We start from the raw sequence: 18,779 nt of genomic DNA, 5'->3' as shown, positions 1-18,779 counted from the left end.
GCGGGATCCGCCGGGCTGTGATGGCTGTGGGTACGACCGCCGTGCCCCCAGGCCCGGTCGTCGTACCTCCGACGCCGACGACGGGCCCGCAGCCGTCGGCCGAAGGAGTCCTCCCCATGCGCCGCACCGCCCGTCTCCGGGCCCTGTCCATCGTCGTTCCCGCCCTGGGCATGACCCTCGGCGTCGCCGCGCCGGACGCCTTCGCGGACCCGGCCGCGGAAGTCAGCCCGAGCAGCGTCACCCCGGGCGGCAGCGTCACCGTGTCCGTCTCCTGCGACCCCGGCACCGGCACGCCACCGGCCACCCTCGAAGCCACCTCACAGGCCTTCGAGACGGAGACCGTCCGGCTGCAACTGGTGCCCGGCAACGACGACGGGGTCTCCGGCCCCGCCTACAGCGGCACCGCGCGCATCGCCGCCGACCAGGAGCTCCAGGACGCTGAGAGCGGTGTCGGCACGGACTCCGCGTGGACCGTCGACGGCACCTGCCCCACGGTCGACCGCGCACCGGGCCAGGCCTGGAGCGCCACCTTCACCGTCACCCACGGCAGCACCGACAGCGGCGGCAACCACCCGTGCGCCAAGCCGCGGACCGAGCCGTACGCGGAGCCATACGCGGAGCCGTACACCGAGCCGTACACCGAGCCGTACACCGAGCCGTACACCGAGCCGTACGCGGAGCCGCGTACCGAGACCTGCGCCGCCGCGCCCGTCCAGCGCCCCGTCCGTGCCGGCGAGGGCGGCACCTTCACCGACAACGTGCCCGCCCTGGTCACCGGCGGCCTGCTGATCGCGGGCGCCGCGGCGGGCGCCGTCTACCGGCTGCGCCGCAGGACTCCCGCGGAGGACTCCTGAGGCGAAACGTCAGTCCCGTGTGACGGGTGCAACCCGCACGGGCGCCCATGGGCCGGTGGCTCCGTGGGTACTCAGAGCGCGAGGAGCGCGCCAGGCGCGAAGGAACGAGACGCGAGAGCACGAGACACGCGAGTGCGAGACGGCGGACCCGACGAGCCCCCGCGGAGCGGCTTACGGAGGTGACCATGCGGACCGACCCGGAGGACCACGGCCCCGTCCGCTACGGCCCCCCGCTGCCCGACGACGGACTGCCCGTGCTCCCCGAACTCACCACCGTCCTCGCCGCCGCGGCCGCCCGCCCCCGCGCCGAACCCGTCGGCGGCGGCACCCCGCTCCTGGAGGCGGCCTGCGACTACAGCGCCCGCCGCGGCCTGCCCGCCGAAACCGACCACATGGCCGCCGCCCCCGGCGCCCCCTCCCTCCTGCTCGCCCTCACCGCAGCGCTCGGCGGTGACGTCATGGTGCCCCGTCCCTGTGCCGCCTGGTGGGCGCCGTACGCGCGCCTGTTGGGAAGACCCGTCTTCCATGTGGCGACACCGGCCGAGTGCGGCGGTGTCCCGGATCCGTACGCCCTTCTGGAGACCGTGCGCCGAGTGCGCGCCGAGGGCGGTGACCCGCGGCTGCTGGTGCTCTCCGTCGCCGACGACCCCACCGCCACCGTCGCCCCGCCCGAGCTGGTCCACGAGACCGTCGAGGCCGCCGCCGGCGAGGGCCTGCACCTGGTCAGCGACGAGACCTGGCGCGACACCGTGCACGCCCCGCACGAGACGGTCCTGCTCAGCCCCGCCGAGATGCTGCCCGACCGGGTCACCGTCGTCACCGACCTGGCCGGCGGACTGCTCCCCACCGGCTGGCCCGCAGCCATCGCCCGCTTCCCGGCGAACGGCAGCGGCGACGGCCTCCGCGCGCGCGTCCTCGACGTACTGACCGCCCTCGGCGCCCGCATCGCGGCCCCCGTCGCCGCGGTCGCCGCGCACGCCCTCACCGAGCCCGAACCCGTCACCGCCCACCGCGCCGCCGTAGGACACCTCCACGCGCGCGTGGCCGCCGCAGCGCACGCCGTCGTCACCGGCGCGGGCGCCCACTGCAGGCCCCCGCAGGCCGGCCGTCACCTCTACGTCGACCTCGGCCCCCTGCGCCCCGCCCTGACCGCGCGGGGCGTCGGCGACGCCCAGGACCTGGAGGACCACCTCACCGCCCGGCTCGGCATGCCCGCGCCAGGCGGCCACCGCTTCGGCGACGACCTCGGCGCGCTGCGCGTACGGCTGGCCACCGGCCCGCTGCTCGGCGCCTCGGACGAGGAACGCGCGGAATGCCTCACGTCACCCACACCGTTGGAACTGCCACACGTGCAACGCGCGTTGATCACTTTGAAGTCGGTCTTCGACGACCTCCGCGACGACGCTCAGCGATGGGAGCCTCCTCGATGACGCAGCAGCAGTCCGAGTCGACCACGAGCATGCGAGTGGCCGACGAGCCCTTGGCCCCCTCCTCCTTCGCGCCGACGTCCCCGCCGCTCGCCGAACCCCGCCCGCTGGGCGAGCGCAGAGTGTGGCCCCGGTCCTTCCACGACCGCCTGACCGCCCCCCTGCCCGGCCTGAAGTCCATGGCCCGCTTCGCCCGCGAGGGCGCCGTACGCCCCGGCCCCGAGGGCCTCGCCGACATCCCGAAGCTGCCCTACGCCCCCGCCCCGCTCCCCGCCGTCGACGCCCGCACCATCGCCGTCTCCTGGGCGGGACACGCCAGTTGGGTGGTCCGGATCGGCGGCCTGACGATCCTCACCGACCCCGTCTGGTCGCGCCGCATCCTCGGCACCCCGGCCCGTATCACCCCGGTCGGCATCGACTGGAACGCCCTGCCCCGCATCGACGCGGTCGTCATCAGCCACAACCACTACGACCACCTGGACGCCCCGACCCTGCGCCGCCTCCCGCGCGACACCCCGGTCTTCGTCCCGGCCGGCCTGGCCCGCTGGTTCCACCGCCGCCGCTTCACCGCGGTGACCGAACTCGACTGGTGGGAGGCGGCCGAACTGAACGGCGTCCGCTTCGACTTCGTCCCCGCCCACCACTGGTCCAAGCGCTCCCTCACGGACACCTGTCGCACCCTCTGGGGCGGCTGGGTCCTCACCGCCCAGGACGGCCAACGCGTCTACTTCGCGGGCGACACCGGCTACGGCCACTGGTTCGCCCACATCGGCAACCGCTACCCCGGCATCGACCTGGCCCTCCTTCCCATCGGCGCCTACGACCCCCGCTGGTGGCTCAGCGACGTCCACTGCGACCCGGAGGAAGCGGTGCGGGCGACCCAGGACCTGGGCGCGGCGAGGATGGCCCCGATGCACTGGGCGACGTTCGTACTGTCGGCGGAGCCGGTGCTGGAGCCGCTGACGAGGGTGAGGAGGGCGTGGGAGAAGGCGGGCCTGGCGCGGGAGAACCTATGGGACCTGCCCATTGGAGGCTCACGGCTCCTGGAGCGCCCTCAGGGGCGCGGGAAACTGCGCGACCAGCCCCCACACACCCGCACCCCGCGACGAAACCTCACCGATCCGCCCGAACCCGCTTCCACAAACTCGGCGCCGCACTGATCGCAACAGTCAGCACGACCGCCGCGACAACCCCCTCCCAAGGCTCCTCGAACAGCGACCCACCCAGAATCCCGATCAACTGATACGTCACGGCCCACGCCAGACAGGCCGGCAGATTCCCCCGCACAAACCGCCTGAGCGGCCACTCCGCCAGGAGACACGCCAGCATCACCGGAATCCGCCCGGCCGGCACCAGCCGGGAAAGAACAAGAACGGCCACCCCATGGTCCGCCAGCTTCCCCTGCGCCTGAGACAGCCGCTCCTCCGGCGCCCGGGACCGGATCGCCTCCAGCCACCGCGACCCGTTCCTCGACTTCATCCCCCGCCGCCCGAGCCAGTACAGCGCGATGTCCCCGAGGAACGCGGCGAGCGAGGCCGTGACGAACACCAGCACCAGAGCGAGCGGCGCCGTCTGGTGGAAGGCCACCACGGCGGCCGAACTGACCAGCGCCCCGGTCGGCACCACCGGCACCAGCGCCCCGAGGAACACGAGCAGGAACAGCGTCGGATACCCGACGGCCTGGGAAGCGGTGCCCGGCGCCACCCCCGTGGACGCGGCCGCGAGCCACGTCACCGGGCGACCTCCAGCCGCACACTCTCCCCGTGCTCCAGCCGGTGCACATCCACCTCGGGCGCGAACTCGCCCGCCAGGCGCACGAACTCCGCGCCCGGCGCATGGAATTCGTGCGGTCGCACCGCGTCCATCCCGATCGGCCAGTACGTCCCGTAGTGCACCGGCACGGCACTGCGCGGCGCGAGCTGCGCCAGGGCCCGGGCCGCACGTCCCGCGTCGAGGTGCCCCTCCCCGAGAAACGGCCCCCACCCGCCGACCGGCAGCAGCGCCAAGTCGACCGGCCCGACCTCCTTGGCCATGTCGTCGAACAGCCCGGTGTCCCCGGCGAAGTAGGTACGCGCCGAGCCCTCCACGACGTACCCGAGTGCGGGGGAGCGGTGCGGCCCGACCGGCAGCCGCCGCCCGTCGTGCAGCGCGGGTACGGCACGTATGAGCAGGTCACCCACGCGCGTCTCGTCCCCGGGCGCCATCTCCCGCAGCTGGAGGTGGGTGAGCCGGCGCAGCCCCGGCACCTGGCGTGGTGCGCCCCGGGGCACGAGCAGGCGCGTGCCCGGATCGAGGCGGGCCAGCGAGGGGACGTGCAGGTGGTCGGCGTGCAGATGGGAGACGAGGACGACGTCCGCACGCCATGCGCCGGGCGGTGGCAGCGCTCCGCGGCGCCGGCGCAGATGCGCGAGCCGGCTGGCGAACAGAGGGTCGGTGAGCACACGTACGTCCGAATCGGTGACCGTGCAGGTGGCGTGGCCCCACCAGGTGATCTCCACCGGCACCTCTTTGCCTCCTTCGCGCGACTCCCCGAAGCCTACGGGCTGGAGTAGGGTCGGCGGCGAAACCCGGAGGTGAGGGGGACACCATGGGACCGGTCCGTGTCACGGCGATCGCGAGCCTGACGCCGCTCGAGGAACTGGACGCCGACCCCTTCCTGGTGGACTCCCGCAGCCAGCACGCGATGTGCGCGCGCTGGGCCGCGGAGCGGGGGTACACCGTGCGGCGGGAGCTGCTGGTGCGGGGGCTCAGAGCCGACCACTGCGTGCTGTGGGACGGGGTGCGGCCCGGCACCGACGTCTTCGTGGCCCCCAGCCGCCGGGTCCTGGAGAGCGCCCTGTCCTCGGTCGAGGAGTTCACCGCCGAGTGCGCGAGGCGCGGAGTGCGGGTGGAGACGGTCGGGTTCGCGGAGCCCTTGTACGACGCCCAGATGAAGGCCCGGGTGCACCGCAGGCTGTCCATGCCGACGGCGGGCTACGACGGACGCTGACTGTCCGACCCGTGTGACACGCTGGTCCCAGCGCCCGCAGCGACGACGGGCCGGGACGTGAGGTGGGCGGGGCGTGCTTGCAGGGCGTTGGCGTCGGGTCGCCAGTCAGGTCGGGCGGAGCGTCACGGTGTGGGCCGCCTCGACGCTCACGATGCTCGTGCTGGCCGGCATCCTGCCGGACTTCAGACTCCAGTCCCCGACCGGTGACAGCGCGACCCGGATCGCCGTCACCGCCGCGTTCGGTGCCGGGGCCTTCGGTGTCCTGTCGGCCGTCGTCTGGCCCCTGCTCGTACGGCTGTTCCTGCTCGTGCCGACCCTGGTCCTCGGGCTCCTCGTCTTCTTCCTCAACGGCGCCCTGCTGCTGCTCGCCCTGCGCCTGAACCCCGCCGAGCGCGGCGACGCCGCCCCCGAGACCGCGGTCGTGGTCGCCGCCGTGATGTCCGCCGTCGCCTCCGCCACCGGCGGTGCCCTCGCCGTCCGGGACGACGACGCCTACCGGCGCCGCCTGTACCGGCTCGCCGACCGCCGCCGCAGAGGCGGCCCCCCGGGCCCCGCCACCCCCGGCATGGTCTTCCTCCAGCTCGACGGCGTCGGCCACGACGTCCTGCGGGCCGCCGTCGCCCAGGGCCTGATGCCGACGATCGCCCGCTGGACCGGCCAGGGGAACACCCCCGGCCGCAGGGCCCGCCCCACCCACCGGCTCACCTCCTGGCGCACCGACTGGTCCAGCCAGACCGGCGCCAGCCAGCTCGGCATCCTGCACGGCAGCAACCACGACGTCCCCGCCTTCCGCTGGTACGAGAAGGACCGCGGCGAGGTGATGGTCTGCAACCGTCCGACCAGCGCCGTCGAACTCCAGCGCCGGGCCGTGGAGCAGGCGGGACACGGCGGACTGCTCGCCGTCGACGGGGCCAGCCGCGGCAACCTCTTCTCCGGCGGCGCCGAGGAACAGGCCCTCGTCCTGTCCATCGCCACCCGCCGCCGCAGCCGCGAGACCCGCTCCCGCGCGGGCTACTTCGCCTACTTCTCGGACCCCGCCAACGCCGTCCGCACCGCCCTCTCCTTCATCGCCGAGGTCGGCCGCGAGATAGGCCAGTCGACCCGCGCCCGGGCCCGCAAGGAGCGGCCGCGCGTGGGCCGCGGCGGCCTGTACCCGCTCGTCCGCGCCTTCGCGACCGTCGTCGAGCGGGACGTCGTCGTCGCCGCCGTCATGGGCGACATGCTCGCGGGGCGTACGGCCGTCTACGCCGACCTCGTCGCCTACGACGAGGTCGCCCACCACTCCGGACCGACCAGCCGTGACGCCGCGAAGGTCCTGGAGCGCCTTGACCGCTCGCTCGCGCTGATCGAGAACGTCGCCGAGCACGCCCCGCGGCCGTACCGGATCGTCGTCCTCTCCGACCACGGCCAGAGCCCCGGGGAGACCTTCCGCACCCGCTACGGGCTCACCCTCGGCGACCTGGTCCGGGCCGGCTGCGGGCTGCCCGTGCCGCGCAAGGCCGAGCGCACCCACAGCGGGGCGGAGGCACGCGCCGCCGTCCGTGCGGCGCTGCGCCGGCCCGGCAAGGAGGGGCGCGAGGAGTACCGGCCCGCCCGTGACTCCGAGCCGATCGTGCTGGCCTCGGGGAACCTCGGGCTCGTCTCCTTCCCGGACGTGCACCACCGGATGAGCAAGGAGGAGATCGACGCGCGGCACCCGGCTCTGCTGACGACTCTCGCGAATCATCCGGGTATCGGGTTCCTGCTGGTGCGCAGTGAGGAGCACGGTGGGGTGGTGCTGGGGCCGTTCGGCACGGAGATCCCGCTGGAGCAACTGGACGAGACTCCGGGGCCGTTGGCGGACTTCGGGCCCGGGGCGGCGGATGTCGTGCGGCGGACGCACTCCTTTCCGCACACCGCCGACATCATGGTCAACTCGTGGTTCGATCCGGCGGAGGGGGAGGTGCTGGCCTTCGAGGAGCAGATCGGGTCGCACGGTGGGCTTGGCGGGGCGCAGGGGAAACCGTTCCTGTTGTCGCCGCTCGCCTTGTCCGCGCCGCCGGAGGGGCTGGTGGGGGCGGAGGGGGTTCATGAGGTGCTGCGGGGGTGGCTGGACGAAGCCGGGGGTCCTCAAGTGCCGTTGGCGAAGGCGAAGGCGAAGGCGAAGGCGGAGGAGAAGGCCGCGTAGTGGTTTGTCTGCGGGCCGGTGGGAGCTTGTCGCGCAGTTCCCCGCGCCCCTAAAAACAGGTGCGTCTGTACGGAGCCCCGCCCACACTGTTCGAGTCGCCCTCCCTCGAACACTCCCTGGAGTTTCTGCCTTGCAGGCTGCCGTCACCGTCACGCCCTCCCGTATTCCTGAGCTGCTGCTCGGGCTCGCCACCGTGCGGCCCGTCTTCGTCTGGGGCGCCCCCGGGATCGGGAAGTCCTCCCTCGTCAGGGAGTTCGCCGCTTCGCTGGGGCTCGAGTGCGTGAGTCTGATCGGGACGCAGCTCGCCCCCGAGGACCTCATCGGGGTGCCGCAGATCCGGGACGGGCGGTCGGTGTTCTGTCCGCCGGAGTCGATCGCGCGTGACGAGCCGTACTGCCTGTTCCTGGACGAGCTGAACGCGGCCACGCCGGATGTGCAGAAGGCGTTCTACTCGCTGATCCTGGACCGCCGTATCGGGGACTACGAGCTTCCCAAGGGCTCCATCGTCATCGGTGCCGGAAACCGGGCCACCGACAACGCCCTGGCCCGGCCCATCGCCTCCGCCCTCGTCAACCGCCTCACCCACGTCCACCTGGAGGCGTCCCCGAAGGACTGGCTGGTCTGGGCCGGTGAGAACGGCATCGACCCCTGGATCCTCGACCACCTCACCGACCGGCCCGACCACCTGTGGTCCAGGCCGCCGAAGACCGAGGAGCCCTTCTCCACGCCCCGCTCCTGGCACATGCTCTCCGACGCGCTGCACTCCTTCGGCCGGGACCTCGACGAGGAGACCCTGAAAGTCCTCGCGCACGGCACGCTGACCCCCGTGCACGCAACCGCGTTCTGCGGTTACGTCAAGATCGTGCGCAGCCGCTTCGGCATCGAGGCGATCATCAAGGGCGATGTGCGGTGGCCGAACCGCCTTGAGGACCGCGATCTGCTCTACTACCTCGCCGAGTCCTTCCGCGGCCGCCTGATCAAGGAACTCCCGGTCAGCAAGGAGCACATGTCGGCGAACGGCCGCCAGACCGCGTACCGTGCCAAGTCGCTGCTGGTCCAACTCGCCGAGATCTCCGTCGAGGTGGCCCAGACCGTCATCGCGTCCGACGCCGACGGCAATCCCGTACTGCCCTCCTGGTTCCTCGTCGAGGCGGCTCGTGACATGCCCCGGCTGGTGGAGGCGCGGCGGTGAGCCGCAGCCCCCAAAAGAAGAAGCGGGACCTCGCCGCCGAGGCCTTCGCCGAGGGGATGCGGCTGCTCAAGGCCAACCCGGCGCTCGCGGCGGTCGAGTTCGACGTCTGCCGCAGGGAGGACTGCCGGTTCGCGCCCCGCGACGGGCTCGTGGTGGCCGACTCCGACGGAGACCTGCACGTCCATCCCCACCGTCTGGCCGAACCCGCCGCCTGGGCCTGGGCGTTGGCCCACGCCGTCCTCCACCTCGGCTTCGGACACGTACCCGCCGTGAAGGCCGAACGCCCCCAGCCGGACCGCTTCGACCTCACCGCCCGCTGCGTGGTCGTCAACCGCTTCCTGCTCGGCTTCCCCGTCGGCGAGACCCCCGAGCACCTGCCCGCCTCCTACCCCGACGGCGACGAGGAGCAGCTCGCCGCCCGCTGGCGACGCGACGGCATCCCCGCCGTCTACGAACACGGCGGTACCGCGGGCCCCGAGCCCGACCAACTGCTGCTGCGGTGGACGGGCTGGTCCCAGCCGCCCGACTGGCAGCTCGCGTTCGCCACCGCCCTGACCAGGACCGTGTCGGCGGCGATGGACATGGCGGGCGGCCGCCGCGACTCCCTCGACGGCGAGGCGCCCGCGCTGCGCCCCTGGCAGCGGGCCCTGAGCTGGTTCATCTCCTCCTACCCGCTGCTCGGCGGCATCGCGGCCGGCATCAAACTGGTCGCCGACGCCGAACTCGCCCGCGCCCACGGCATCTCCGTCGCCGCCGTCAACGCCGAGGCCGGCGAGATCTACATCAACCCGCTGCGCCGGTTCGACGACGAGGAATGGCGGTTCATCCTCGCCCACGAGATGCTCCACGCCGCCCTGCGCCATGGCGACCGCTGCGGCACCCGCGACCCCTACCTCTTCAACATCGCCTGCGACTACGTCATCAACGGCTGGCTGAACGAGATGCAGATCGGCCTCATGCCCGAGGGCCTGCTGTACGACCCCGAGCTCACCGGCCTCTCCTCCGAGGAGGTCTACGACCGTATCGCCGGCGACCTGCGCCGCATGCGTCGTCTGTCGACCCTGCGCGGCAAGGGCGCCGGTGACATCCTCGGCGGCCCGCTCGGCTCGCCGCGCGACTACGTCGACCTCGACGAGTTCTACCGCCGCGGCCTCGCCCGGGGCCTCGACCTGCACCAGCAACAGGAGCGCGGGTTCCTGCCCGGCGGCCTCGTCGAGGAGATCCGCGCGCTGAGCCATCCGCCGCTGCCCTGGGACGCGCGACTGGCCCGCTGGTTCGACGAGTTCGTGCCCAGCCCACAGGCCGTGCGCTCGTACGCCCGTCCCTCGCGCCGGCAGTCCGCCACCCCCGACATCCCCCGCGCGGGCCGCTGGTTCCCGCCCGAGGAGATCGCCCGCTGCACCTTCGGCGTGGTCCTGGACACCTCCGGCTCGATGAACCGCACCCTGCTCGGCAAGGCGCTCGGCGCGATCGCCTCGTACGCCGAGGCCCGGGACGTACCCGCCGCCCGGGTCGTGTTCTGCGACGCCGCCCCGCACGACGCCGGCTATCTGCCCGTGACCGAGATCGCGGGCCGGGTCCGGGTGCACGGCCGGGGCGGCACCGTCCTGCAGCCCGGCATCGACCTGCTGCACCGCGCCGACGACTTCCCGCCCGGTGCGCCCGTACTGGTGATCACCGACGGCTGGTGCGACACCCTGCGTGTCCGGCGCGAGCACGCCTATCTGATCCCGCAGGGGGCGAGACTGCCGTTCACCGCGCGTGGGCCGGTCTTTAACGTGAGCTGAGCCGTAGTGTGATCGGATGGCTCCCGCACCCCCGTCAGCGGGACCACAGGAAAGGACTGATCGTGGCAACCACGCGCTCCGCACACACCGTCTGGGAAGGCAACCTCCTCGAGGGGAGCGGTGTCGTCAACTTCGACTCCTCCGGCGCCATCGAGGCCCAGCCGGTCACGTGGGCCTCGCGCTCCCAGGACGCCAACGGCAAGACCAGCCCCGAGGAGCTGATCGCCGCCGCGCACTCCAGCTGCTTCTCCATGGCGCTGTCCCACGCCCTGCACGGCGCGGGCACCCCGCCCACCAAGCTCACCACCTCAGCCGATGTCACCTTCCAGCCGGGTGAGGGCATCACCGGCATCCACCTCACCGTCGAGGGCACCGTCCCGGGCCTGGACGAGGAGGGATTCGCCGCCGCCGCGGACGACGCCAAGGCCAACTGCCCGGTCAGCCAGGCCCTGAAGAGCGTCCCGATCACCCTGGACGCGAAGCTCGCCTGACCCCGAGGGCACCTGTCGCGCAGGCCGCTTGTCCGGGGCGGTCTGCGCAGGGCCCGGCTCGGGTAGGAAGAGCAGGGTGTGGGAAGGGACGCGATGATTCCGGGAACAACGTCCGGCGGCACGGCGGCACTCGACTCCGGGACCCGTCGACTCACCCGTGTCCTGGTGCTGTTCAGCCTCAGCGGCACCCTGGACCCGCAGCGGTCCTCGCTCGGCAGCCTCGTCGACCGGTTCGACTTCGGCCGCTTCGCCCTGCACCTGAAGTCCAGCGAGGCGGTGCTTCCCGTGCCGGTGCTCGTCCAGGACGTGGCGCCCGCGGAGCTGCGGCTGCCCCACGGGGGCCACGGACTCGCCCTGGAATCGGCCGAGTTCGCCGTCCTCGCCACCCCGCGCGGTGACATCACCCTGGTCCTGGACTGCGAGTTCACCGGTCCGACGCCCCCCGACGCGCTGGCCGCGTGGCTCGCCGACACCTGCTTCGACCGGGACCTGATCACGCTCGGCGCCCGGCCCCTGCTCGAGGTGCTGGGGCAGCGGCTCGCGCCCCGGGAGCCGCTCGCCTTCGGCCAGAACGTCCACCAACTCGTCTTCCCCGGCGGGGAGTTGCGCGAGGAGCTGCTCGGCACCGACACGGCCCGGCAGTCGCTCGTGCTGAACGAGATCGTGTACCGCGGCCGGATGGCCGCCTCGGAGGCGCCCAACCTCAGGAACCACGGCAGCACGCTCTCCGCGCACGGCCGCGGAGTCTCCGTCCACACCGGCTGGGCCGAGCACGTGGAGAACGGCCTGACCCTGGTCGCCATCGGCATGGTCTCCGCGCTCGCCGTCCTCCAGCGCACCCGGCTGGCCGCGTTCGAGACGATGCGGGCGAACGAACAGGCCTCGGCGAGCTCGCCGTACGAGATCCGCTCGCTGATCTCACAGCTGTCCGCGGGGGTCAACGAGCTCCAGCTGGACCTGGCCTTCGGGGTGGAGGCGTACGTCGACAGTCTGCTGATCCCGGAGATGGTCATGGAGGCCTTCCAGTCCTCCCTGCGGGACGCCCTCGGCATCCGGGACAGCCTCGACAACTCGGCCCGCATGGTGGAGCGGCTCACCTCGGTGATCAGCGCCCGCTCGGCGGCCCTGGACGCCGAACTCTCGGAACGCGACGACCGCCGGGACCGTACGGTGTCCGTGCTGGTCGCGATCGCCACCCTGATCGCCCTGCCGCCGACGCTGCTGCTCGCGTTCTTCGGCGTCAACGCCACGACCGTCAACTCCCACCGCTCGATCTTCGACGCCCAGTACCTCCCGGCGTACCTGCTGGCCTGGGTTCCCTTCCTGGTGCTCGCCGCGATCGGATACGTCCGGATCATCCGCACCGGCAGACGCTCCGGCCCCCTGCTGACCCCTCCCGCCCCGATCCCCGCCCAGCGCCCACCGTCCGGAAGCTGACCGCCGTATGTCCCGACGACCCGCAGTCTCCGCCCACCGGGGCGGGTCCGAGCGTGCCGGTGCGGCGACCTGGGAGGCGTACGAGGACGCGCTCCGCTCCGGCGCGGAGTACGTCGAGTTCGACATCCGGCGTACGGCCGACGGGGTCCTCGTCGTCTACCACGACCCCCGGGTGGGACCGGGCGGGCCGCCGCTGTCCGGGATCCCGTATACCGAACTCAGTGAGCGGGCCGGATATCCCGTGCCGGTCGTCGACGAGGTCATGGCCCTGATCGCGGGGCGGATGATCGGCCACCTGGACCTCAAGGAGACCGGCTACGAGCGCGAGCTGATCGACCGGGCGGTCGCGCTGCTCGGGGAGGACGGTTTCGTCGCCACCACCCTGGAGGACCGTTCCGTGGCGGCCATCGCGCGGGCCTTCCCGGGGGTGCGCACAGCGCTGTCGCTGGGACGGGACGGCAAGGAGATCGCCCGCTCCCGGCTGGCCGGTGTCCGGCTCAGCGAGCTCCTGCCGATGCGCCGGGTGCGCGCCTGCGGCGCGAGCGGGGTGGCCGTGCACCAGCGGCTGGCCCGCGCCAACGTGCTGCGCGAGGCGGCCCGGCACGACCTGTTCACCATGGTCTGGACGGTCAACGACGACACCCTCATGCGGGCCTTCCTGGACCATCCCCGGGTGGACGTCCTGATCACCGACCGGCCGCGACGGGCCGTCGCGCTGCGAGGAGAACCGAGCGAGGAGCGCTCCCTGGGGTACCCGTCCCATTGACAGATCGGCACTCAAGTTTTGTGCTGGAGTGCGGGGAGCTCCCTGGCGGAAGGGGACAGTGATGGCACGTGCGGTCGGGATCGATCTGGGGACCACGAACTCGGTGGTGGCCGTGCTGGAGGGCGGTGAACCCACCGTCGTCGCCAACGCGGAGGGGGCCAGGACCACACCTTCGGTCGTGGCCTTCGCCAAGAACGGCGAGGTGCTGGTGGGCGAGGTCGCCAAACGGCAGGCCGTGACGAACGTCGAGCGCACCGCGCGCTCCGTGAAGCGTTACATGGGCGACGGGAGCTGGCGCTTCCCCGACCAGGGCGACATCGACGGCACCCGGTACCGGGCGCAGGAACTGTCGGCGCGGGTCCTGCAGAAACTGAAGCGGGACGCGGAGTCGTACCTCGGCGAGGACGTCACCGACGCCGTGATCACCGTGCCCGCCTACTTCGACGACGCCCAGCGCCAGGCGACGAAGGAAGCCGGGGAGATCGCCGGGCTGAAGGTCCTGAGGATCATCAACGAACCCACGGCGGCGGCGCTGGCGTACGGCCTCGACCGGGGCGAGGAGCAGACGGTCCTGGTCTTCGACCTCGGCGGCGGCACCTTCGACGTCTCCCTGCTGGAGATCGGCGACGGGGTCATCGAGGTCAAGGCGACCAACGGCGACACGCACCTCGGCGGCGACGACTGGGACCAGCGGGTCGTCGAGCACCTCGTGAAGACGTTCCAGGGGCAGTACGGCATCGACCTCGGCAAGGACAAGATGGCGCTGCAGCGGCTGCGCGAGGGGGCCGAGAAGGCGAAGATCGAGCTGTCCTCGGCCTCGGAGACCACGATCAACCTGCCCTACATCACCGCCTCCGCCGAGGGGCCCCTGCATCTCGACGAGAAGCTGACCCGCGCCCAGTTCCAGGAGCTCACCGCCGATCTCCTCGACCGCTGCAAGACCCCCTTCCACCAGGCGGTCAAGGACGCCGGCATCAAGCTCGCCGCGATCGACCACGTGATCCTCGTCGGCGGCTCGACACGGATGCCCGCGGTGACCGACCTCGTCAAGGAACTCACCGGCAAGGACCCGCACAAGGGGGTCAACCCGGACGAGGTCGTGGCGGTCGGCGCGGCGCTTCAGGCGGGCGTCATCCGCGGTGACGTGAAGGACGTGCTCCTCCTCGACGTCACCCCGCTGTCCCTGGGCATCGAGACCAAGGGCGGCATCATGACGAAGCTCATCGAGCGCAACACCACGATCCCCACCCGGCGTTCGGAGATCTTCACCACCGCCACGGACAACCAGCCGTCCGTCGGCATCCAGGTCTACCAGGGTGAGCGCGAGATCGCCGCGTACAACAAGAAGCTCGGCGTCTTCGACCTCACCGGCCTGCCGCCCGCGCCCCGCGGGGTTCCCCAGATCGAGGTCGCCTTCGACATCGACGCGAACGGGATCATGCACGTCTCGGCGAAGGACCTCGCGACCGGGCGCGAGCAGAAGATGACCGTGACCGGCGGCTCGGCGCTCCCCAAGGACGACATCGACCGCATGATGCGCGAGGCCGAACAGTACGCCGAGGAGGACCGGGGTCGCCGCGAGGCCGCCGAGACCCGCAACCAGGCCGAACAACTCGTCTACCAGACCGAGAAGTTCGTCCGCGAGAACGGCGACAAGGTCCCCGCCGACACCAAGTCGGAGGTCGAGTCGGCGGTCGCGGACCTGAAGCGGCTCCTGGAGGAGAACGCCGACACCGGCGCCCTCCGCGACGGCGTGGAGAAGCTCGCCTCCGTCAGCCAGAAGATGGGCCAGGCGATGTACGCCCAGGCCGCCCAGGAGCAGCCCTCCGGAGAGGAGCGGTCGGAGTCTCGTCAACCTCAGGAGGACGAGGGTGTGGTGGACGCCGAGATCGTGGACGATGACAGGGACCAGAAGGGCGGGGCGGCCTGAGCCCACCCGCTGGACACCGGGGAGGGACACGACCATGGCGGACAACAGGACTCGACGCGCACGCCTCGCGGCTCTGGCGGCGGGCGCGCTGCTGGCGGGCGGCGCGGCGGTGGCGGGCCACGTCGAGGGCGGCGCGGCCCCGGCCGGAGACTCGGCACCGTACGCCGTCACGGCCGGTCACATCGACGGCGGGGTCGCTCCGGCCGGGCACTTCGACGGGGGCGTCGCTCCGGCGGGGCACCACGACAGCTGACCCCCGCTACACCTCCGTCTTCTGACCAGGGCGATCAGGATCTGCGGGCTGCTCGCCGATCCCGATCGAGTCCGTCCAGGACACCGGGACGAACAACCCCACGACGTGGCCGGCGAGTACGAAGAGGCTGCCGCAGTGGAAGGCGTTGGAGGCCGACGTACGGCAGGACGCCCCACAGGGGAGTGTCGTCATGAGCGCGCCCTGGTCGGCAGAGCGGCGCACACGGCGTCCAGGACGGACGCGTACGGCGTGCCGAAGTCGGTGAGCCGGGAGCGGAGTTGCTCCAGGCCGTCGCGGTGCTCGGTGAGCAGGCCGAGGTCGCCGGTGCGGGCCGCGAACTCCAGCACGGCGGGCAGGAAGTCGGGCAGCTCCTCACCGGTGAACTCCAGGCCCGCCGCCCGGTAGACGTCCTTGAAGCGGACCAGCGACATTCCGCGCCGCCGGGTGTCCCCGTCCCGCCACCAGCTCAGATACAGACTGTGCCGGTTCTTGAAGTCGAAGACCTGGACGTAGTGCGCCGCCAGCTCCTGCGCGGGCGTCACCGCCGCGTGGTCGACGAACTCCCGCAGCTGCGGGGCCGCTTCGCGCAACAGTGGTAGCCGTGCGCGGAAGTCGTCGTCGGGATACGTCAGGCAGAGTGCCGCCGCCTGGTACAGCACTGCGTCCGAGGGCATCAGGCCTCCTCAGCGTCGTCGGTGGTCTGCCGCCTGCGCAGCGCGTGGAAGTTCTCCACCGACACCAGCGGCAGCTGTCTGCGCCCCTGCCCCGAGTCCTGGCCGAACGGCCCGTCACCGCCCATACCGGGCCCGTCCTGGTAATCGAGGCTGCAACCGTCCGGCAGCGCCGACTCCTCGAGCCGCCGCGCGTCTCCCCCGGCCGCTTCTCCAACGAGGCCCGCACCGGCCCGACATCACCGGCGGTGAACACCTCCGCCAGGTACTCCAGCGGGATGCGGAGTGTCTCGATCGCACCGAAGAGGTCCGCGCGTCCTCGCCGTCGTGCCCGGTCTCCGACAGCGCGTCCACCACCGGCGACAACGGCGGGATGTACCAGACCATCGGCATGGTGCGGTACTCGGGATGCAGCGGCAGCGCCACCTGGTACGTGCTGATCAGCGCGCGGACCGGGGAGCGGCGGGCCGCCGCCATCCGGTCGTACGGGATCCCCGCCTCCTCGGCCGCCCGCTGCACGGCGTGGTCGTCCGGGTCGAGGAACACCCCCAACTGGGCCTCGTACAGCTCCTTTTCGTCCCGCACGGAGGCCGCGGCCGTCACTCTGTCGGCGTCGTACAGCACACCCCGAGACAGCGCAGCCGCCCCACGCACGTCTCCGAGTACACGGTTGGCAGACCGACCTCCACCCGCGGACAGCGCATCGTGCACTTCTCCGGTGCGGTCGGGGCCCACCGACGGGTAGTCCGTCTGCTGGGTCTCCCACGTGATGATGCCGTCCTTGACGTGCACCTTCCAGCGGCGACCGCTGGAGCCACGACAAGGTCGTGAACTCCACGCACGGCGTGAACCGCACGGCAGCGCCGCGCCGGGCTCCCTCGGCGGTATTCGGGTGTCGGTCACGTGCGCTCCCTTTGCTGGCCCACGGCTCCTTCGAACCTAGGGCGGGGCGCGGGAGCACACCCGTTCACGGCACCCGTACGGGTCAGACCTTGCGGGCGACCCCCGCGTACACCGGCACGATGCCCTCGGCCTGGGCCGCCACGTCCTCCGGGTCAGGACGCCAGCCGTAGACCGGGATCACCCCGGGACCGAGGAGCTCCAGTCCGTCGAAGAAGCGGGAGAACTCGGCGAGCGAACGCGGGAAGAAGGGGGTGCCGCTGTTGCGGAACTGCTGGGCGGCCTTCGCGATCGCCTCGGGGCTCAGGTCGGGGGTGACCTGCGAGAGGATCAGGCAGCTGCCCGGGGCGAGCGCGTCGACGTAGCGCTGGACCAGCCCGTAGGCGTCGTCGTCCAGGTAGTGGGTGAGCGCCACCAGGGACAGGGCGATCGGCTGCGTGAAGTCCAGGGACTCGCGCGCCCGGGCCAGCAGCGTGTCGATGTCGCGGACGTCGGCCTCGACGTAGTCCGTGCTTCCCTCGGCGGAGCCGTGCAGCAGTGCCTGCGCGTGCCGCAGCACGATCGGGTCGTTGTCCGCGTACACCACCTTGGCCTCGGGCGCGACGCCCTGCGCGACCTGGTGCAGGTTGGGCTCGGTGGGGATGCCCGTGCCGATGTCCAGGAACTGCCGTATCCCGGCCTCGGCCGCGGTGCGCACCGCCCTGGTCATGAAGCGGCGGTTGGCGCGCGCACCGCGCAGCACCGTGCCGTCCACCTCCAGGATCCTGCGGGCCAGTGCCTCGTCCACCGGGTAGTTGTCCTTGCCGCCCAGCCACCAGTCGTACACCCGCGCCGGGTGCGGGCGGCTGGTGTCGATTCTGGGCGCGTCGGATCCGGTCATTGCGGTGTCGTCTCCCTGTTCCCTGTTCCCTGTGATGCCGTGATTCCTGCTCAGAAGTCCTCGCGGCGCTCCCGCAGCAGCTTCTTCGTCCGTTCCGCCGACGCGGCCCGCGCCGACATGTGGTCCAGGACCTCCAGGTGCGTGGCGACCTCCTGGCGGGAGTCGAGATACAGCGCACCGGTCAGGTACTCGGTGAAGACCATGTCGGGCAGCTCCGGCTCGGCGAAGCGGAACAGCGAGAAGGGCGCGTACGTCCCCGGGTGCGGGCCCTCCTCGAACTCGCACACCTGGAGCGTGACCCGGTCGCGCTCGGCGAACTCCAGGAGTTTGTCGAGCTGTTCGCGCATGACCTCGGCGCGGATGCTCACCGGGCGGCGCAGCACCGTCTCGTCCATGATCGCCCACAGGTGGGGCGGGTTCGGGCGCTCCAGCAGCCGCTGCCGTTCGATGCGCAGCGACACGTGCCGCTCCAGCGCGTCGCGGCCCGCCTGCCCGATCGTCCCGGCCTCCATCACGGCACGCGCGTACTCCTCGGTCTGCAGCAGCCCGGGCACGAAGTGCGGCTCGTAGGACCGGATGATGCGGGCCGAACCCTCCAGGCTCACGTACAGGCTGAACCACTCGGGCAGCACGTCGTGGAACCGCTGCCACCAGCCCGGCTTGTTCGCCTCCTCGGCGAGCTGCACGAAGGCCTCGGACTGCTCCTCGGGGACGCCGTACGTCTCCAGGAGCACCTGGACGTACGGGATCTTCAGGGCGACCTCGGCCATCTCCATCCGCCGCACGGTCGCGGGAGCCACCCGCAGCACCTGTGCGGCCTCCTCGCGCTTGAGGCCGACCGCCTCCCGCAGTTCCTGAAGCCGTCTGCCGAGGACCACCTGACCCACGGTCGGCGCAGGCCGCCGCTCACTCACGCCACGCCTCCCCTACGCGTCGAAGTTCCGGTGCAGTGTGTCATGTTCCGGTGCCGGTCTCACCGGTCACGGACGCTTCCTTCCTTACCTCCCACGTAATCGACGGGCGCGCGAGGCGGCG

18 protein-coding genes and 1 pseudogene are annotated in these 18,779 nt (G+C 72.1%); 12 read left to right on the top strand and 7 right to left on the bottom strand.

Features of this window, described 5'->3' with window-relative positions:
- The first annotated feature begins 116 nt into the window (after positions 1 to 116).
- The 3 genes from AB0D34_RS17600 to AB0D34_RS17590 all read left to right on the top strand — a co-directional run bounded on the left by AB0D34_RS17600 (position 117) and on the right by AB0D34_RS17590 (position 3,441).
- Positions 117 to 854: a hypothetical protein gene (locus AB0D34_RS17600; protein ID WP_362662432.1), complete on the top strand. Its 738-nt coding sequence runs from the start codon at positions 117 to 119 to the stop codon at positions 852 to 854.
- Between the two features lie 185 nt (positions 855 to 1,039).
- Positions 1,040 to 2,284 (top strand): aminotransferase class I/II-fold pyridoxal phosphate-dependent enzyme, encoded by a 1,245-nt coding sequence (locus tag AB0D34_RS17595; protein WP_362662430.1) that lies wholly within the window; start codon positions 1,040 to 1,042, stop codon positions 2,282 to 2,284.
- Positions 2,281 to 3,441, top strand: coding sequence for an MBL fold metallo-hydrolase (locus tag AB0D34_RS17590; protein ID WP_362662428.1), 1,161 nt, complete (start codon positions 2,281 to 2,283; stop codon positions 3,439 to 3,441). The genes AB0D34_RS17595 and AB0D34_RS17590 overlap by 4 nt, the downstream gene beginning before the upstream one ends.
- On the opposite strand, the gene AB0D34_RS17585 is transcribed toward AB0D34_RS17590, so the two are convergent.
- Together AB0D34_RS17585 and AB0D34_RS17580 are read right to left on the bottom strand one after the other, a co-directional pair.
- Positions 3,395 to 4,015 (bottom strand): VTT domain-containing protein, encoded by a 621-nt coding sequence (locus AB0D34_RS17585; protein ID WP_362662426.1) that lies wholly within the window; start codon positions 4,013 to 4,015, stop codon positions 3,395 to 3,397. The two genes, AB0D34_RS17590 and AB0D34_RS17585, sit on opposite strands and share 47 nt — an antisense overlap.
- A complete protein-coding gene (locus AB0D34_RS17580; RefSeq protein WP_362662424.1) occupies positions 4,012 to 4,785 on the bottom strand; it encodes an MBL fold metallo-hydrolase in 774 nt (257 codons plus the stop codon). Before AB0D34_RS17580 ends, AB0D34_RS17585 begins: the two co-directional genes overlap by 4 nt.
- 83 nt (positions 4,786 to 4,868) lie before the next feature.
- Here AB0D34_RS17580 and AB0D34_RS17575 point away from each other — a divergent pair, with 83 nt between their 5' ends.
- The 9 genes from AB0D34_RS17575 (at position 4,869) to AB0D34_RS17535 (ending at position 15,293) form a co-directional block, all read left to right on the top strand.
- The gene (locus tag AB0D34_RS17575) at positions 4,869 to 5,270 is read left to right on the top strand and encodes a hypothetical protein (protein ID WP_362662423.1); all 402 of its coding nucleotides are present in this window, start codon (positions 4,869 to 4,871) and stop codon (positions 5,268 to 5,270) included.
- Between the two features lie 73 nt (positions 5,271 to 5,343).
- Entirely contained in the window at positions 5,344 to 7,437 is a 2,094-nt protein-coding gene (locus AB0D34_RS17570; protein ID WP_362662422.1) for a phage holin family protein, read from the top strand.
- A 130-nt stretch (positions 7,438 to 7,567) separates the two neighbouring features.
- The gene (locus tag AB0D34_RS17565; RefSeq protein ID WP_362662421.1) at positions 7,568 to 8,629 is read left to right on the top strand and encodes a MoxR family ATPase; all 1,062 of its coding nucleotides are present in this window, start codon (positions 7,568 to 7,570) and stop codon (positions 8,627 to 8,629) included.
- A complete protein-coding gene (locus tag AB0D34_RS17560; protein WP_362662419.1) occupies positions 8,626 to 10,416 on the top strand; it encodes a hypothetical protein in 1,791 nt (596 codons plus the stop codon). The genes AB0D34_RS17565 and AB0D34_RS17560 overlap by 4 nt, the downstream gene beginning before the upstream one ends.
- 62 nt (positions 10,417 to 10,478) lie before the next feature.
- Positions 10,479 to 10,907 (top strand): OsmC family peroxiredoxin, encoded by a 429-nt coding sequence (locus AB0D34_RS17555; protein ID WP_362662417.1) that lies wholly within the window; start codon positions 10,479 to 10,481, stop codon positions 10,905 to 10,907.
- Between the two features lie 93 nt (positions 10,908 to 11,000).
- Positions 11,001 to 12,344 (top strand): hypothetical protein, encoded by a 1,344-nt coding sequence (locus AB0D34_RS17550; protein ID WP_362662415.1) that lies wholly within the window; start codon positions 11,001 to 11,003, stop codon positions 12,342 to 12,344.
- Between the two features lie 7 nt (positions 12,345 to 12,351).
- Positions 12,352 to 13,110 (top strand): glycerophosphodiester phosphodiesterase family protein, encoded by a 759-nt coding sequence (locus AB0D34_RS17545; protein WP_362662413.1) that lies wholly within the window; start codon positions 12,352 to 12,354, stop codon positions 13,108 to 13,110.
- 61 nt (positions 13,111 to 13,171) lie between these two features.
- Positions 13,172 to 15,040 (top strand): molecular chaperone DnaK, encoded by a 1,869-nt coding sequence (gene dnaK, locus AB0D34_RS17540; RefSeq protein WP_362662411.1) that lies wholly within the window; start codon positions 13,172 to 13,174, stop codon positions 15,038 to 15,040.
- 34 nt (positions 15,041 to 15,074) lie between these two features.
- Positions 15,075 to 15,293, top strand: coding sequence for a hypothetical protein (locus tag AB0D34_RS17535; RefSeq protein WP_362662409.1), 219 nt, complete (start codon positions 15,075 to 15,077; stop codon positions 15,291 to 15,293).
- 6 nt (positions 15,294 to 15,299) lie between these two features.
- On the opposite strand, the gene AB0D34_RS17530 is transcribed toward AB0D34_RS17535, so the two are convergent.
- The 5 genes and pseudogenes from AB0D34_RS17530 to AB0D34_RS17510 form a co-directional block, all read right to left on the bottom strand.
- On the bottom strand, positions 15,300 to 15,485 hold the full coding sequence (locus AB0D34_RS17530; RefSeq protein WP_362662407.1) for a respiratory nitrate reductase subunit gamma: 186 nt from the start codon (positions 15,483 to 15,485) through the stop codon (positions 15,300 to 15,302).
- The gene (gene narJ, locus AB0D34_RS17525; RefSeq protein ID WP_362662406.1) at positions 15,482 to 15,967 is read right to left on the bottom strand and encodes a nitrate reductase molybdenum cofactor assembly chaperone; all 486 of its coding nucleotides are present in this window, start codon (positions 15,965 to 15,967) and stop codon (positions 15,482 to 15,484) included. Before narJ ends, AB0D34_RS17530 begins: the two co-directional genes overlap by 4 nt.
- Positions 15,967 to 16,680, bottom strand: a pseudogene (gene narY, locus AB0D34_RS17520) (nitrate reductase subunit beta); the annotation flags it as partial. The gene narJ and the pseudogene narY, both read right to left, overlap by 1 nt.
- A 269-nt stretch (positions 16,681 to 16,949) precedes the next feature.
- Positions 16,950 to 17,744, bottom strand: coding sequence for an SAM-dependent methyltransferase (locus AB0D34_RS17515; RefSeq protein WP_362662404.1), 795 nt, complete (start codon positions 17,742 to 17,744; stop codon positions 16,950 to 16,952).
- Positions 17,745 to 17,794: 50 nt separating this feature from the next.
- Complete coding sequence (locus AB0D34_RS17510) at positions 17,795 to 18,658, bottom strand: helix-turn-helix transcriptional regulator (protein WP_362662403.1); 864 nt, start codon at positions 18,656 to 18,658, stop codon at positions 17,795 to 17,797.
- Positions 18,659 to 18,779: the final 121 nt, after the last annotated feature.

The organism is Streptomyces sp. NPDC048420 (genome assembly GCF_040651535.1).
Taxonomy (GTDB): domain Bacteria; phylum Actinomycetota; class Actinomycetes; order Streptomycetales; family Streptomycetaceae; genus Streptomyces.
Note: the sequence above shows the minus strand (reverse complement) of the source record. Positions and strands in the feature narration are given on the sequence as shown.